14 protein-coding genes are annotated in these 15,770 nt (G+C 71.9%); 5 read left to right on the top strand and 9 right to left on the bottom strand.

All coding sequences use genetic code 11. The features are described from left to right. A partial coding sequence (locus tag JM949_RS24430) for a type III secretion system chaperone family protein (RefSeq protein WP_203150643.1) occupies nucleotides 1-912 on the top strand: 912 nt, incomplete at its 5' end. 124 nt (nucleotides 913-1,036) lie between these two features. After that, nucleotides 1,037-2,101 (top strand): LPXTG cell wall anchor domain-containing protein, encoded by a 1,065-nt coding sequence (locus JM949_RS24425; RefSeq protein ID WP_203150642.1) that lies wholly within the window; start codon nucleotides 1,037-1,039, stop codon nucleotides 2,099-2,101. A gap of 40 nt (nucleotides 2,102-2,141) precedes the next feature. On the opposite strand, the gene JM949_RS24420 is transcribed toward JM949_RS24425, so the two are convergent. The 5 genes from JM949_RS24420 to JM949_RS24400 all read right to left on the bottom strand — a co-directional run bounded on the left by JM949_RS24420 (nucleotide 2,142) and on the right by JM949_RS24400 (nucleotide 8,801). Next, nucleotides 2,142-3,830 (bottom strand): ribonuclease J, encoded by a 1,689-nt coding sequence (locus JM949_RS24420; RefSeq protein WP_124854118.1) that lies wholly within the window; start codon nucleotides 3,828-3,830, stop codon nucleotides 2,142-2,144. A 52-nt stretch (nucleotides 3,831-3,882) separates the two neighbouring features. After that, nucleotides 3,883-4,809: a 4-hydroxy-tetrahydrodipicolinate synthase gene (dapA, locus tag JM949_RS24415; protein ID WP_203150641.1), complete on the bottom strand. Its 927-nt coding sequence runs from the start codon at nucleotides 4,807-4,809 to the stop codon at nucleotides 3,883-3,885. A 47-nt stretch (nucleotides 4,810-4,856) separates the two neighbouring features. Then, nucleotides 4,857-5,597, bottom strand: coding sequence for an FAD-dependent thymidylate synthase (gene thyX / locus JM949_RS24410; protein WP_203150644.1), 741 nt, complete (start codon nucleotides 5,595-5,597; stop codon nucleotides 4,857-4,859). Nucleotides 5,598-6,868: 1,271 nt separating this feature from the next. Next, entirely contained in the window at nucleotides 6,869-7,567 is a 699-nt protein-coding gene (locus JM949_RS24405) for a DUF2752 domain-containing protein (RefSeq protein WP_309232307.1), read from the bottom strand. 4 nt (nucleotides 7,568-7,571) lie between these two features. Next, a complete protein-coding gene (locus JM949_RS24400; protein ID WP_203150640.1) occupies nucleotides 7,572-8,801 on the bottom strand; it encodes a winged helix-turn-helix domain-containing protein in 1,230 nt (409 codons plus the stop codon). A gap of 79 nt (nucleotides 8,802-8,880) precedes the next feature. On the opposite strand from JM949_RS24400, the gene JM949_RS24395 reads away from it, so the two are divergent. After that, entirely contained in the window at nucleotides 8,881-9,432 is a 552-nt protein-coding gene (locus tag JM949_RS24395; protein ID WP_203150639.1) for a GNAT family N-acetyltransferase, read from the top strand. On the opposite strand, the gene JM949_RS24390 is transcribed toward JM949_RS24395, so the two are convergent. Next, nucleotides 9,331-10,605, bottom strand: coding sequence for a glycosyltransferase family 87 protein (locus JM949_RS24390; protein WP_203150638.1), 1,275 nt, complete (start codon nucleotides 10,603-10,605; stop codon nucleotides 9,331-9,333). The genes JM949_RS24395 and JM949_RS24390 overlap by 102 nt on opposite strands. A 35-nt stretch (nucleotides 10,606-10,640) precedes the next feature. Here JM949_RS24390 and JM949_RS24385 point away from each other — a divergent pair, with 35 nt between their 5' ends. Further along, entirely contained in the window at nucleotides 10,641-11,216 is a 576-nt protein-coding gene (locus tag JM949_RS24385; protein WP_203150637.1) for a GNAT family N-acetyltransferase, read from the top strand. Between the two features lie 43 nt (nucleotides 11,217-11,259). Here JM949_RS24385 and JM949_RS24380 read toward each other — a convergent pair whose 3' ends face one another. The 3 genes from JM949_RS24380 to JM949_RS24370 form a co-directional block, all read right to left on the bottom strand. Then, nucleotides 11,260-12,147 (bottom strand): carbohydrate ABC transporter permease, encoded by an 888-nt coding sequence (locus tag JM949_RS24380; protein WP_203150636.1) that lies wholly within the window; start codon nucleotides 12,145-12,147, stop codon nucleotides 11,260-11,262. Nucleotide 12,148: 1 nt separating this feature from the next. Next, nucleotides 12,149-13,264: a carbohydrate ABC transporter permease gene (locus JM949_RS24375; protein WP_203150635.1), complete on the bottom strand. Its 1,116-nt coding sequence runs from the start codon at nucleotides 13,262-13,264 to the stop codon at nucleotides 12,149-12,151. 72 nt (nucleotides 13,265-13,336) lie between these two features. Beyond that, complete coding sequence (locus tag JM949_RS24370) at nucleotides 13,337-14,284, bottom strand: sugar ABC transporter substrate-binding protein (RefSeq protein WP_309232306.1); 948 nt, start codon at nucleotides 14,282-14,284, stop codon at nucleotides 13,337-13,339. Between the two features lie 71 nt (nucleotides 14,285-14,355). On the opposite strand from JM949_RS24370, the gene JM949_RS24365 reads away from it, so the two are divergent. Further along, nucleotides 14,356-15,770: MGH1-like glycoside hydrolase domain-containing protein (locus JM949_RS24365; RefSeq protein ID WP_407664813.1), on the top strand; the 1,415-nt coding region annotated here is incomplete at its 3' end.

Below are 15,770 nucleotides of genomic sequence, written 5' to 3'. Positions count from 1 at the left end.
CCGGAGCGGGCGGCGGCGGCGCACGTGCGGGCGTACCGCCGGCACCGGCACGAACGCGCGGCGTTCCCGTACCTCGCCGCGCACCTGCGGTTCTGCGCGTTGGGCGGGCACCTGGACCGAGGGCTGAGCATCCTGGCCGAGCAGCTGCCCCGGTTGGACCGGCCGACCGACGACCTCGCCGCCATGGAATTCGCCGCCGCCGGGGCTCTGGTCTGCGGGTTGGCCACCGAGGCCGGGCAGGGTGGCCGGCCGATGCCACGCCCGGCGCACGGCGAGCGGCCGGCCGCCGAGCTGGACGTCAACACGCTCGGGGCGCTGCTGGTCGGAGTCGCCGGCGAGCTGGCCGGCAGCTTCGACGCGCGCAACGGCACCGGGCACCACTCCGGACGGATGGCCGCCTGGCTGGCCGAGCGCCCGCTGGCGGCACCGGTCCAGCTGTCCACCGACGCCGAGGCCGACCGGCCGGACACCGAGCTGTCCGACGAGGCCGCCGGGTTCGACGACCGCGAGCTGGCGGCGCTCTCCGTCGACCTGATCACCGCGGTGCTGGACGGGCGTGGCGACCACTATCTGGTGGACGAGAACGACACGGTGATCGGCCACTGGGACGGCGCTGTCATCCAGTTCCGGCGGGCCGGCGAGCGGGGCGAGGTGCTGCACACCCGCGCGATGGCCGACCGTCGGCTGCCAACGGCCCGCCGCGCCGAGGCGTACGCCTTCTGCAACGCGTGGAACCACGACCGGCTGCTGCCCAAGGCGTACGCACACGACCTCGGCGAGGAGCTGGTGCTGGCCGGCGACGTGGCCACCGATCTGGCGCACGGGGTCGCGCCGGCGCAGCTCCGGGTGCTGGTGGACGCCGCCATCGCCACCGGCGTCGCGTACGCCGAGGCGGTCGCCGGCCTGCCGTGACACTTTGCGGGGCCCGATGGTTGCAGTCGACGCGCGGACTGTGCGGCTTCCGACAGCACGCAACCGGGAGTGCGGGACGGCTGTGGTATCGGCGTCACCTACCGTAACCCCCTCGGGAGTCGTCATGAAGCACCTGCTCCGGTCCGGCCTCCTCGCCGCCACTGTGCTCGCCCTGTCCGCCCTGTCCGCCCTCGCCGCACCGACCGTGGCCGCTGCCGCCACGTCCACCCCGTCCGTCTCGCCGAGCACGAGGGCCGGAACCGCCGCGCCGACCATCCTGGCCCGGGCCGACCTCGTCTTCCTCAAGGGCACCGACCCGTGGTTCCCGGCCGGTCCGCTGGAAGTCTCGGTGGTCAACCAGGGTGCGACGGCGGCGAAGGGCTTCTTCGTGCTCCGCCTGCCTACGGGGTTCGACCTCGACGACCACGGGGACTGCCGGGTGCTCGGCGGTGCGCCGAGGAACTGGCTCTGCGGCGGCGCCGAACTGCCGGCCCGGGGAGACCGGACGTACCGCCTGTCGATCTCGTCGTCGAGCCCGGAGCCGCGCTTCGGGTCGCAGGCGTGGGGCTCCGTCGCCGGCCGGAACGCCGCGGGGGTCACCGACGCGTTCACCGACTTCCGGATCAACTGGCCGGACCGCACGTCCATGCGGCTGCGGGCCACCGCCACCCCGGTGGTCGACGGGACGACGACGGTACGGGTGCAAATCACGAACACCGGCACCTTCGACGTCGGCGGTTACGCGGTGTTCGTCACCACCCCGACCGGCGTGCGGGTGAGCGCGCCGGAGTGCGCCGACAGCGGCCGGACGAACGGCCCGGGCTGTGAGATCCTGCGGCGCCGCGTGCTCGCCGACGGTGCCACCGACACCTTCGACGTCCGACTGGCGGTCACCGGGGGCACGAAGACGGTCCAGCTCACGCTCGCACCCGTCAACCGCTACACCAACAAGGACACCACCGTGTCGCTGCGGCTGAGCGGGGCCGGCGGCTCGGGTGCCGGCGAGGCCACCACGTCGCCGTCGGCCAGCCCGAGCGGCACGCCCACCCCGACGGGCGTCTCGACGCCGGAGGCCGCGCAACTGCCCCGCACGGGGGCGTCCGGCGGCACGTACGGCCTCATCGGCGCGGTGCTGGTCGCGCTCGGCACCGGGCTGCTGGTGCTGTGGCGCCGGTTGGCCCGGAACTGAGCCGGTACGCCCGACAGCATCCGGGCCGGTCACGCGTGGGTCAGACCTCGACCACGGTGGGCACGATCATCGGCCGACGACGGTACTTGTCGTTGACCCACCGCCCCACGGTCCGCCGGACGATCTGCTGGAGCTGGTGCGGGTCGGTGATGCCGTCCGCCGCGGCCCGGTTGAGCGCCTCGGTGACCAGCGGCACCACCGGGTTGAACGCCTCCGGGTCCTCGGAGAAGCCCTTCGCGGAGAGCGTCGGGCCGGCGACCACCTTGCCGGTGACCGAGTCGACCACCACTGTGGTGGCGATGAAACCGCCGTCACCGAGAATCCGCCGTTCGGTGAGCAGCGACTCGCTGACGTCACCGACGGCGAGGCCGTCCACGTAGACGTACCGGCTCTTCACGTGCCCGACCAGGCTGGCGCGGCCCTCGACCAGGTCGACCACGTCGCCGTCCTCGCAGATCACCACCCGGTCGGCGGCGACCCCGGACTCGATGCCGAGCCGGGCGTGGGCACGCAGGTGACGCCACTCGCCGTGCACGGGCATCAGGTTGCTGGGCCGGACCACGTTGAGCAGGTAGAGCAGTTCCCCGGCGGGGGCGTGCCCGGAGACGTGCACCTTGGCCACGTCCTTGTGCACGACCACAGCGCCGGCCCGGGCGAGCCGGTTGATCACCCGGTAGACCGAGGTCTCGTTGCCGGGCACCAGGGAGGAGGCCAGCACGACGGTGTCACCGGGGGCGATGGTGATGTGTCGGTGGTCGCCGCTGGCCATCCGGCCCAGCGCGCTCATCGGCTCACCCTGCGAACCGGTGGACATCAGCACGATCTGCTCCGGCGGCAGCGTGGTCGCCTCTTCGATCCCGATGACCAGGCCGGCCGGGATGTTGAGCAGGCCGAGGTCCCGGGCGATGCCCATGTTGCGGACCATGGACCGCCCGATCAGCGCGACCTTGCGGCCGTGCTCGGCGGCGGAGTCGAAGACCTGCTGCACGCGGTGCACGTGCGAGGCGAACGAGGCCACGATGATCCGACCCTTGGCCTTCGCGAAGATCGAGTCGAGCACCGGGCCGATCTCCCGCTCCGGGGTGACGAAACCGGGGATCTCCGCGTTGGTGGAGTCGGACAGCAGCAGGTCGACGCCTTCGGCACCGAGCCGGGCGAAACCGGCCAGGTCGGTGATCCGGCCATCCAGCGGCAGCTGGTCCATCTTGAAGTCGCCGGTGTGCAGCACCAGGCCGGCGGGGGTGCGGATGGCCACCGCGAGGGCGTCCGGAATCGAGTGGTTGACCGCGAAGAACTCACACTCGAACGGGCCGAGCCGCTCCCGGCCGCCCTCCCGCACGGTCAACGTGTACGGCTGGATCCGCCGCTCGGCCAACTTCGCCTCGACCAGGGCGAGGGTGAACTGTGAGCCGACCAGCGGGATGTCGGGCTTGTGGGCGAGCAGGTAGGGCACCGCGCCGATGTGGTCCTCGTGGCCGTGGGTCAGCACGATCGCCTGAACGTCGGCCAGTCGGTCCAGGATCGGACCGAAGTCGGGGAGGATCAGGTCCACCCCCGGCTGCTCGACGTCGGGGAAGAGCACCCCGCAGTCGACGATCAGCAACTTGCCGTCGTACTCGAAGACGGTCATGTTCCGGCCGATGGCGCCGAGCCCGCCGAGCGGAATGATCCGCAGGCCACCTTCCGGCAGCGGCGGGGGTAGCTCCGCCTCGATGTGCGCCTCGGTCACGCGTCCACCTCATTCTGCGACGCCGTCACTCGGCGCCCATCGTGTCGTTCAATCATTCGGGCAGCTCCAGGCCCGCTGCCGCGAAGTCCGCGCGCAGCTGGGCGATCTCGTCGTTGGTGGCGTCCACCAGCGGGGGCCGCACCGGGCCGGCCGGCAGGCCCAGCGACGCCAGCCCCGCCTTCACCAGGATGGTGCCCTGGGTGCGGAAGATGCCGGTGAACAGCGGCAGCAGCCGCCGGTGCAGGGCAAGCGCGGCCGGCATGTCCCCCGCGTCGTACGCGTCGATCATCTGTGCGGTCAGCGCCCCGGTGAAGTGCGTCGAGGTGCCGACCACGCCCACGCAGCCGACGGCCAGCGCCGGCAGGGTGAGCGCGTCCTCGCCGCTGTAGAAGGCGAGGCTGGTCCGGCTGGTCACCCAGCTGGCGGCGGTCAGGTCGCCCTTGGCGTCCTTGACCGCGACGATCCGGCCGTGCTCGGCGAGCCGGACCAGCGTCTCGGTCTCGATCGGCACGCCGGCGCGGTGCGGGATGTCGTACAGCATCACCGGCAGGCCGCTGGCGTCGGCCACCGCGGTGAAGTGCCGCAGCAGGCCGCTCTGCGGCGGCTTGCTGTAGTACGGGGTGACCACCAGCAGACCGTGTGCGCCCGCCTTCTCGGCGGCGGCGGCCAGCTCGATGGTGTGCCGGGTGTCGTTGGTGCCGACCCCGGCGACCACCTTGGCGCGGTCCCCGACGGCCTCCACCACTGCCCGGATCAGGCGTTCCTTCTCCGCGTCGGTGGTGGTCGGCGACTCGCCGGTGGTGCCGTTGACCACTAGCGCGTCGTTACCCTGCTCGTCGACCAGGTGGCTCGCCAGCCGGGCGGCACCGTCGAGGTCGAGCGAACCGTCAGGGGTGAACGGGCTCACCATGGCCGTGAGCAGCCGGCCGAAGGGGCGGGACGCCGGTCGGGCCGCGGCGTCGAGGTGGTCGTGCGTCATACCCTCCAACCTAGCGGACGACCAGCCGGGGCCTGCCGGGGAAGGGCTCAGGACGCCTCGTGCGGGCTGGCCGCCACCTCGGTGCCGTCCGGCAGCGCGGAGATCACGAAATCGGCGAACACGTTCGGGGCCACCCCCTGGAGCTGGCGCAGGCATTCCACCGCCAGCTCACGGATCTCCACATCAGCGTGCTCGGTGGCCCGCATCGCGATGAAGTGCCGCCAGGCCCGGTAGTTGCCGCTGACCACGATCCGGGTCTCGGTGGCGTTGGGCAGCACCGCCCGGGCCGCCTGCCGGGCCTGCTTGCGGCGCAGCGTCGGGTTCGGCTCGTCGGAGAAGCGCTGCTCCAGGCCCTCCAGCAACTCGGTGTACGCCCGAACGCTCGCCTCGGCGGCCTCGACAAACTTCTTGTGCAGCTCCGGGTCGTCAGCGATGACGGCCGGCTCGACCATGGCCGCGTCGCGCTCCGGGACGTAACGCTGGGAGAGCTGGGAGTAGGAGAAGTGCCGGTGCCGGATCAGCTCGTGGGTGAGGGAGCGGGACACCCCGGTGAAGTAAAAGGTCACCGACCCGTGCTCCAGCACGCTCAGGTGCCCGACCTCGAGGATGTGCGCCAGGTACCCGGCGTTGGTGGCGGTCGCCGGGTTCGGCTTCTTCCAGGACTGGTAGCAGGCCCGGCCGGCGAACTCGGCGAGCGCCTGGCCGCCCTCCGCGTCGGTCGACCACGGCACGTCGTCCGGGGCCGCGAATTGGGTCCACGCGATCAACTTGACCTGGGGCTGCACCATGTCCGGCATTCCTGGGACTCTAGTGGTGCCGTGCCGGCCGGCCCAACTCAGGCGCGCCCCATGCAATGTCGATCACTCAGGCAGCGGCGGAGCCGCCGACGCCCGGTCCGGGTCCGGGTCCGATTCCGAGGCCCGATTCCCGATTCCCGAGGCCCGAGGCCCGAGGGTCGAGGCCGGAGGCCGGAGGCCGGAGGCCGGACGGACAGTTCCATCGGCGTCCTTTGGAGCTGAATCGTTTGCGACATCGGCCCCGGCGAATGGGCTCCCAACCCGAGAAAGCGAGGCTCGAGCGCCGCCCAGCCGCCCAGCCGCCCAGCCAACCCCAGCGACCTGAGCGGCCCAAGCGACCCGAGCCGCCAAGCGACTCAAGCGGTCGAAGTGGCCCGAGTGACCCCAGCAACCCGGCGACCCCAGCGACCCGAGCGGCCCGAGCGGCCAAGCGACCCGCGCGACTCGAAGCGCGATCCCAGCGGCCCAAGCGACCCGAACGGCCCGAACGGCCCGAACGGCCCGAACGGCCCGAACGGCCCGAACGGCCCGAACGGCCCGAACGGCCCGGCAGCAGCTTCCGCCCGCAAGATCGCGCAACATCATCGATGTAGCGGCATCCGCCGGGTCCGACACCACTACATCAAGGATCGAGTACGGGCTTGAGGCGAGGTGCGTCGACCGCCGTGCGCTCGGGCGTGGGTGTCCGGCTACCCACTGGGAGATCAACTCGGGTTCCTGGAAATCGGGGTATCCGGATCGGGTGGATGGCCCGGTTTCCTGGATGCCGAGTCGATCATGCAGATGGCGGGCGCCGCAGGACTTTCGGCAGCCACGGCCGAGCCCTCGGCGCGCTGTAGCGCGACCCAAAAGTTCCGAACGCGACCCGACCAACCCGAGCAACACCCGACGAGCCGACGACCCGAACACCACCCAACGAAGCGACGACCCGAACACCACCGGACGACCCGAGCGCGACGCAACGACCCGACGACCCGAGCGCGACCCGACGACCCGAGCGCGACCCGACGACCCGAGGGCGACCCGACGACCCAAGGGCGATACGAGCAGCCCGAGCAAAGCGATTCACTGGCAGCGGAAAACAGATGAGGCCGCCATTGATGTCGTAAACGAATCAGCTCCAAAGGACGCCCGAACAGCGCATGCCGGCCGAGCCCCGCATCTGCGCGCCGGCGCATTCGGGCACCAGTGCCTCATGCGACCAGGCACCGGCACGTCGGGCACCGGCACGTCAGGCGACGACGCGTCAGGCGACGGCGCGGTCAGACGTAGAGCGAGGTGAACGGCGCCCAGGGCAGATTGCGTAACACCGAGAAGGCGAGCCACGCGCCCAGGAAAGCGCCGATGACCTTCGAGCTGATCCGCAGCTCGGGCAGTCGCCAACCGAACGCCTGGCTGCCCGCCCAGGCCACGAAGAGGTACGCCAGGAACGGCAGCGCGAAGACGAAGAGGAAGTGGTGCCGGGCGGCGGCCGGCAGGTCGCCGTGCAGCACGTACCAGAGTGCTCGGGTGCCACCGCAGCCCGGGCAGTCCAGCCCGGTGGTCAACTTGAGCAGACAGCTGGGTGCGGCGTCCGGGTCGGCGTGCGTCGGGTTGCTGACCAGGGCGTAGGCCATGCCGACGGCGACACAGCCGAGCGCGGCCAGCGGCACCGCCCAGCGCGGGGACCGTTCGTAGAGCCGCAGCACGAACCGGGTGAGCCGGTCCGGCTCGGGCGCCGGGTAGCCACCCGGTGGGGTCGTCGACCAACCCTGCGCAACCGAGCCGCCAGGACCTGAGCCGCCAGGACCAAAGCCGCCGGAACCCGCGCCGCCGGGACCGAACCCCCCGGGACCCAACCCCCCGGGACCCGCCCCGCCGGGACCGAAGCCATCGGGAGCAGCGTCGGCCATGGCGGCCGGGTGGACCGCGCCGGGGGTGGCGGGCTGCGGCTGGTCGACCGGTCCGGGAGCGCTCGTCACGCGCTCACGGTACACCGGACACGCCGGCCAACGCGGCGGTGAGCGGACCAGCCAGGTCGCCGGCCGCGGGCGGCGCCACCGCGTCCAGGCCGAGCCAGCCGGCGAGCCGGTACAGCTCGGCGGCGAGCGCCACGGCGGTCTCCCCCGGGTCGGCGCCGGGCTCCACCCAGGCGGCCGGCACCAGCAGCACCCCGGCCTTGCGGTCGGCCTTCAGGTCGACCCGGGCGGTGAACCGCTCGCCCTGGAGGAAGGGCAACACGTAGTAGCCGTAGACGCGCTGTGGTGCCGGGACGTAGATCTCGATCCGGTAGCTGAAGTCGAAGAGCCGCTCGGTGCGGGCCCGTTCCCAGATCAGCGGGTCGAAGGGGCTGACCAGGGTGTTGCCGCGAACCCACCGGGGCAGCCGGGCGGACGCGTGCAGCCAGGCCGGCTGACGCCAGCCGGCCACGGTGACCGGCACCAGCTCACCGGCCTCGGCCAGCTCCGCGACGGCCTGCCGGGCACCGGCCACCGGTAGCCGGAAGTAGTCGCGCAGCTCAGGCTCGGCGGCCACCCCGAGCGACCGCGCCGCGAGTGCCACCAGGGTGCGGTACGCCTCGGCGTCGGTCGGGGTGGGCGCGGCCAGCACGGCCGCCGGCAGCACCCGCTCCGGCAGGTCGTAGCGGCGGGCGAAGGAGGTGCTGCGCTCGGCCGCGGTCACCTCGCCGGCCCAGAACAGGAACTCCAGGGCCTGCTTGACCGCCGACCAGTTCCACCCCCAGTTGCCGGTCTCCCGGGGCGCGTCGTGCTCGATCTCGGCCGCGGTCAGCGGCCCCCGGGCGGCCACCTCGTCACGGACCCAGGCCACCAGCGCGGGCTGCTCCTGGGCGATCCGCCGCATGCCGCCCCAGGATTCGCTGCGCGCCCGGGCCATCCGCCAGCGCAGCATCGGGTGCAGCCCGACCGGAACCAGCGACGCCTCGTGGCCCCAGTATTCGAACAGCTCCCGCGGCCGGCGGTAGGCGGCCTGGTCGAGCAGCATGGTCGGGTAGGGCCCGAGCCGGCTGTACAGCGGCAGGTAGTGCGCGCGGCGCAGCACGTTTACCGAGTCCATCTGGATCAGCCCGACCCGGTCGAGCACCCGGCGTAGGTGCCGGCGGGTGGGCACGCCGGTCGGCGCCGGGTCGGCGAAGCCCTGGGCGGCGAGCGCCACGCGGCGGGCCTGGGCGAGCGAGAGTGATTCTGGTGCGGCCATCGTCGGCGACCCTAATTCATCGGTACGACGCCGGTGCGGGAAGCTGGACGTGATGGCCAACGGGGCATAGAACGGTGCAATGCTGACCATCCGCCGGGAGGAACCGGACGACGCCGAAGCGGTCGCCCGGGTGCACGTGCACGGCTGGCAGGCGGGCTACGCCGGCTTCATGCCGGACGAGGTGCTCCGGCGGCTGAACGTGGTGGCCTGGGCGCAGCGCCGTCGGGACGTCGGCACCGCCGATCCGGATCACCCGTTCACCACGGTGCTCGGCGAGGTGGCCGGGTCGGTCGTGGGTTTCACCACCTTCGGGCCGTACCGCCGCAACCAGGACCGGGACGACCTGGACCCGACGGTCGGCGAGGTGGTGGCGCTCTACGTGGAGCCGGCCCGCTGGGGCGACGGGACCGCCGTCGCGCTGCTGGCCGCCGCTCGGGCCGGGCTCACCGAGCGGGGCTGGACCGGGTATCGGGCGTGGGTGCTGGCGGAGAACCGGCGGGCCCGCCGGTTCTGCGAGCGGGTCGGGCTGTCAGCGGACGGTGAGCGGTCGACCTACCAGGTGCCGCTGACCGGTGGGAGCCCGCCGGTCGGGCTGGTCGAGCTGCGGTACGCCGGCCGCCTCGACCACTGACCCGCCCGGCGTCAGCCACCGGCGGATCGGCAGGAAGGCCAGCAACGCCAGACCGATCCACACGTAGGCGTTGCTGCCCAGGAAACCGTCGACACCGGTGAAGTCCTTCTCCCAGAACCAGACGGTCCGGCTGATCAGCAGGGCGTACCCGATGGTCGCGGCGATCAGCAGGACCCGCCGTCGGCGGCCGGCCGGCGCGGCCATCGCGTTGTCGACCAGCAGGATCAACCCGGGCAGCAGCCAGACCAGGTGGTGCACCCAGGTGACCGGGCTCACCAGGCACATCACCGCGCCGGTCAGCGCCAGGCCGGTCGCCTCGTCACCGGCGGCGACGGCGGCCCGGGACCGCCAGGCCCAGAGCGCCAGGGTGCCGAGCACCAGCAGCAGCCACAGCAGCGTGCTCGGGTGCTCCGGGTCGAGCCGGGCGACCACGCCGCGCAGCGACTGGTTGGAGACGAAGGCCAGCTCACCGACTCGTCCGGTGTTCCACAGCGCCTCGGTCCAGAATTCCCGGGACGCGTCCGGGAAGAGCGCCCCGGCCAGCAGCGAAACCCCGGCGGCTGTGCCGCTGGCGGTGACCGCCGCCCGCCAGCGCCCGGTCACCAGCAGGTAGACGATGAAGACGCCCGGGGTCAGCTTGATCGCCGTGGCGAGCCCGATCGCCACCCCGGTCCACCGGCTGCCCGCCGGCAGCAGTCGCAACAGGTCCACCGCCACCAGGAAGAGCAGCAGCGTGTTGACCTGACCGAAGTTGACCGTCTCGCGCATCGGCTCGAACGCGGCGGCCAGGCAGAGCGCCACGGCGAGGGCGAACCACCGGGTCCAGCCGACGCGGCGGGCGATCGGGTCGACCAACCACCAGATCACCACAGTGGTGGTGACCACGCTGGCGAGCACGCTCACCACGATCGCGGCCGTCCAGGGCAGGTACGCCATCGGCAGCATGACCAGTGCGGCGAACGGCGGATAGGTGAAGCCGTACTGGGTGTTCGGCTTGAGATAGTCGTAGATCTCCCCGCCGTCGTGCACCCACCAGGTCAACGCGCCGTAGTAGACCTTCAGATCGAAGAAGCCGTGCCGGACGGCCGCGACGGCGAGGAACCCGGTGACCGCCGCGGCGAGCACCACCACCCCGACGACCTGCGCGGTCGTCCTGTTGGCACCCTGCGCCACCGTCGTCTCCCCCGCCCTGCGTAGGCTTCCGTCCCATGGCTCTCGGGTACGTCCGCCCGGCGCGTCCCGAGGACGCCGGCGAGATCGCACGCATCCAGCTCGCGACCTGGCGGGTCGCGTACCGCCGGATCCTCCCTCGGCATGTGCTCGACAACCTGGACGAGGCGTTCCTCGCCCGGCGGTGGAGCGCCGCGGTGCTGGAGCCGCCCTCGGGCGCGCACCGGGTGCTGGTCGCCGTCGAACAGGCCGAGCAATCGTATCTGGTGGGGTTCGCCGCCTCCGGCCCGGCCGATGGCGAGGCGTTGGCGCCGGGCGAGCCGGCCGACGCGCTCGGCCCGGACGTGGCGGCGGTGACCGACCTGCTGGTCGAGCCGCGCTGGGGTCGACGCGGGCACGGCAGTCGGCTGCTCGCCGCCGCCGTCGACCTGTGGCGGGAGGACGGCATGAGTCGGGCGGTGGCCTGGGCGTTCGACGGTGACGAGGCGACCCGCACGTTCCTCACCAGCACCGGCTGGGAGCCCGACGGCGCGGCCCGCGCGCTGGACGTCGACGACATGCTGGTGCCGCAGGTGCGCCTGCACGTTGCCGTGCCAGCCGAGAAGGTCGAGTGACCGGTGTGGCGGCCCCGGGTCGAGGCCGCCACACCGAACCGGGTCAGCCCTTGTCCGAGCCGTCGTTGGCGTCGCGGACGAAGTACCGCTGGAACACCACGAAGATGATCGCCACCGGGATGGTGGCCAGCAGCGCGGCGCCGAGCTTGAGCGGGTACTGGGTGCCCTTGCCGAGCGAGCCGCTGACCAGGTCGGCCAACCCGCGCGGCAGGGTGAACAGGTCCGGGTCCTGCACCGACACCAGGCTGTGCGGGAACTCGTTCCAGGAGCCCTGGAACGACAGGATGGTGAGGGTGATCAGCGCCGGTTTCGCCATCGGCAGCACCACCGACCAGAAGGTACGGAAGATGCTCGCCCCGTCGATCCGGGCGGCCTCCTCGACGCTGACCGGGATCGACTCGAAGAACTGCTTCATGATGAACACGCCCGCCGCGTCGGCCAGCAACGGCACCACGAGACCGGCGTAGCTGTTGTAGAGGCCGAGCTGGTTGAGCACCAGGAACTTCGGGATCAGCAGCACCACCCCGGGCACCGCCATCACCGCGATGACGGCGGCGAACAGCCCACCGCGACCGCGGAACCGCAGCCGGGCCAGCGCGTACCCGGCGAGCGAGTCGAAGAAGACCCGGCCGATGGTGACCAGCACCGTCACCAGCAGCGAGTTGCCCAGCCACAGTGGGAAGTTGGTGCCGGCGAAGATCCGTTCGAAGCCGGCCACCGTGAGCGGGTCCGGAAACGGTGACAGCGGGTTCGCCGCCGCGTCGGGTTCGGTCTTGAGCGCGTTGCCGATCTGGATGACGAACGGGTAGAGGAACACCAGCCCGAAGAAGACCAGCGTGGCGTACCCCAGGAAGCGGGTGGCCAGGGTGCGGGCCGCGCGCTGGTGTCGCCGCGCGGGCGTCGCCGCCGGGCGGTCGGTGAGCACGGCCATCTCAGGACCTCTCCGGTACGCGCCGACGCCGCCAACCGCGGCGCGGTCGGTCGGTGTCCCGCTCGGCCAGCGCCCGGCGCTGGATCAGTGTGAGCACGATGATGATCAGGAACAGCACGAACGAGATCGCCGCGCCGGAGCCGTAGTCGAAGTCCCGGAAGGCGGTCCGGTACGACAGGTACGCCGGGGTGAGCGTGGTCTTGGCGGGGTCGCCCTGGCTCATCACGTACACCTGGTCGAAGACCTGCCAGGAGCCGATCATGCCGAGGGTGAGCACCAGGAAGGTGGTGGGCCTGATCATCGGCAGGGTGACGTACCGGAAGCGCTGCCATCGGGAGGCGCCGTCGAGGGTGCTCGCCTCGTCCAGGGTGACCGGCACGTTCTGCAGCCCGGCCAGGAACATCAGCATGAAGGTGCCGGAGGTGGTCCAGACGACCAACGTGATGATCGAGATCATCGCCACGCTCGGGCCGGCCAGCCAGTCCCACCAGGTCAGCCCGAACGGGCCGCCGTCGGCCAGGGCCGCCGGTGGCGAGTCGACGCCGACCGCGCCGAAGAGCAGGTGCAGCACGCCCCGGGAATCGGCGAACCACTCGGGGCCGTCGATGCCGACGACGCCGAGCAGCGCGTTCACCGCACCGGAGTTGGCGAAGAGGAACAGGAAAACCACGCTGATCGCGACCGAGCTGGTCACCGAGGGGAAGTAGAAGGCGCTGCGGAAGAAGCTCTTGCCCTTGAGCATCCGGTTGTTGACGACCAACGCCAGCCCGAGCGCGAGCACGGTCTGCGCCGGCACCACGATCGCCACGTAGTAGATGTTGTTGCGGATGCTGGTCATGAAGTCGCGGCGGGCCAGCCCGTCCTCGGTGGACAACTGGGTGTAGTTGTGCCCGCCGACGAACGGGACGTCGCCGGTGAAGGGGCTGCCCTGGCCGTTCCAGTCGGTCAGGCTGACCCAGAGCGCCATCAGGATGGGCAGCAGCAGGAACAGCCCCAGAATGACGATGACCGGCGCGACGAAGAGCCAGCCCGCGAGGTTCTCGTTGCTCCGGATGCCGCCCCTGCGTCGGCGGGGGCCGTCCGCGGTCGCCACGGCGGTCAGTGTCTCGGTTGCCATCTTCCCTCCCTTCCTCTCTCCGGCCGACGTGCGGCGGGGGCCCCGGTGTTCGCCGGGGCCCCCGCCAGCACCTCAGCTGCCGCCGAGCGCCGCCTTGGCGTTCTTGTCGAAGTTCTGCAGCACTGTCTTCGGGTCGCCGTTGGCCAGCCCCTGCAGACCGGTGTCGAGGTCCTTGAGGACGCTGTCCATCTTCGGGGCGTTCACCGGGCCCTGGGCGTACGCGGCACCGTCGATGAACACCTTGTCCGCCGGGAAGGCGGCGGTGTACTGGTCGCGCGCCGACTGGCGGGACGGCATCACACCGAACGCCTTCGCGAAGGTCATCTGCTGCTCGCCGCTGGTCATCGCCTCGACGAACTTGATCGCCTGGTCCTTGTACTTGCTCTTCGCGGCGATGCCCCAGCACTGGGTGAAGGAGAGCGTGCCCTGTCCCTTGGAGCCGGCCGGCAGCGCCACGACCTTGTACTTCACGTTCGGGAAGTCGTTCTGCAGAGCACCCTTGATCCAGTTGCCCTCGATGGTCATCACGGCCTTGCCCTTGCCGAACGCCTCGCCGGACCAGCCGGCGTCGAGCTGCTTCGGGTACTTGGCCAGGCCGGTGCTGAGCATGGTCTTGACGTACTGGAGGGCGGCGAGGTTCTCCGGGGTGTCGGCAGTGGGCTGCTTGCCGTCCTTGCTCACCAGCCAGCCGCCGTTCTGCACCATGAAGGCGCCGATCCGGTCCCGGGTGTCGCCGAGGGCCAGCGGTACCTGCCCCTTGGCCTTGATCTTCTGGGCGACGGCGGTGAGCTGCTCCCAGGTCGTCGGCACGTCGGCGTCGGTCAGCCCGGCTTTGGCCCACAGGTCGGTGTTGATCTGCAGGGCCAGGGTGGAGAAGTCCTTGGGGGCGCAGTAGAGCTTGCCGTCGTAGGTGAAGGCGGTGCGCAGGCTCTCGTAGAAGTCGCCCGAGTTGCTGATCTTGTCGCCGTACGGCTCCAGGGCGCCGACGCTGGCGTAGTTGGCGAACTGGGCCGCGTCCACGTAGAAGACGTCCGGCGGGGTGCCGCCGGGCGAGGGCCTGACCGAGCTGCTGGGTGAGGTCCTGCGCCGGGGTGACGGTAGCGGTGTTGCCGGAGCGGCCGGCCCACTTCGCGGCGGCGTCCTGCACGGCCTTGGTCTCGGCCTCGCCGGACGAACCGATCAGGATCTGCAGGCTGGCGGGGCCACTGGACTGGGTGGTGTCGCCGGAGGAGTCGTCGAAGCCGCTGCCGCAGGCGGCGGAGCCGAGGAGGGCGATGCTGCCGCTCGGCACCGACCTGGCCGCCGGCACCCTGCGCGTGCTCGCCCGTCGGCAGGGCACCCGCGTCGACCCGGCGACCGGCGAGGCCCCCGGCAAGATCCTGCACGAGCTGCGCCGCCACGCGTTCGCCCTGCCCGACAACGGCCTGCGCCTTCCGCCGGCGTACTACGGCACCGTCGACGCCACGATGCTCTGGGTCAACCTGCTGCACGACGCGTGGCGTTGGGGAATGCCCGCCGAGCAGATCGAGCCCCTGCTGCCGCACCTGGAGGCGGCGCTGCGCTGGCTCGGCGAGCACGCCGACCCGGACGGCGACGGCCTGGTCGAGTACATCGACACCACCGGACACGGCCTGTCCAACCAGGGCTGGAAGGACTCCGGCGACGCCGTCCGCTTCCACGACGGGTCCCTGGCCACCGCGCCGATCGTGCTGGCCGAGGTGCAGGGGTACGCGCACGAGGCGGCCGTGAACGGCGCCGCCCTGCTGGACGCCTTCGGCCGACCGGGCGCCGACCGCTGGCGCGAACACGCCGCCGCGCTGGTCGGCCGGTTCCGCAAGAGCTTCTGGGTCGACGGTCGCCACGGCCCGCAACCCGCGCTGGCCCTCGACCGCGACAAGCGCCCGGTCGACTCGCTGACCAGCAACATCGGCCACCTGCTCGGCACCGGCCTGCTCGACCGGGACGAGGAGGCCCAGGTCGCGCACCTGCTCACCACCGACACGATGGCCGCCGGGTTCGGGCTACGCACCATGTCCAGCGACGACGCCGGCTTCAGCCCGCTGTCGTACCACTGTGGCTCGATCTGGACCCACGACACCGCCATCGTGCTCGGCGGGCTGGCCCGCGCCGGGCACCGCGAGGCCGCGCTCGGCCTGGCCGACGGGCTGCTCAGCGCGGCCGAGGCGTTCGACTACCGGATGCCGGAGCTGTACGGCGGCGACGACCGGGCACAGGTGAACCGCCCGGTGCCGTACCCGGCCTCGTGCCGGCCGCAGGCGTGGGCCGCGACGGGCGCGGTGCTGCTGCTCCAGGCCGCCACTGGGCTCTACCCGGACGTACCGGGCGGCACGGTCCGACTGGCGCCCCTGGCGGGAGCGGAGTTCGGCGCCGTAGCGGTCGACGGCCTCCGCGTGGCCAACACCCCCGTGCACGTCACTGTCGACAGCACCGGCGAAGCCACAGTCACCGGCCTCCCCGCCCCACTGACCCTGACCCCTCCCTCCCC

The sequence above is a fragment of the Micromonospora tarensis genome (assembly GCF_016803395.1).
Taxonomy (GTDB): domain Bacteria; phylum Actinomycetota; class Actinomycetes; order Mycobacteriales; family Micromonosporaceae; genus Micromonospora; species Micromonospora tarensis.
Note: the sequence above shows the minus strand (reverse complement) of the source record. Positions and strands in the feature narration are given on the sequence as shown.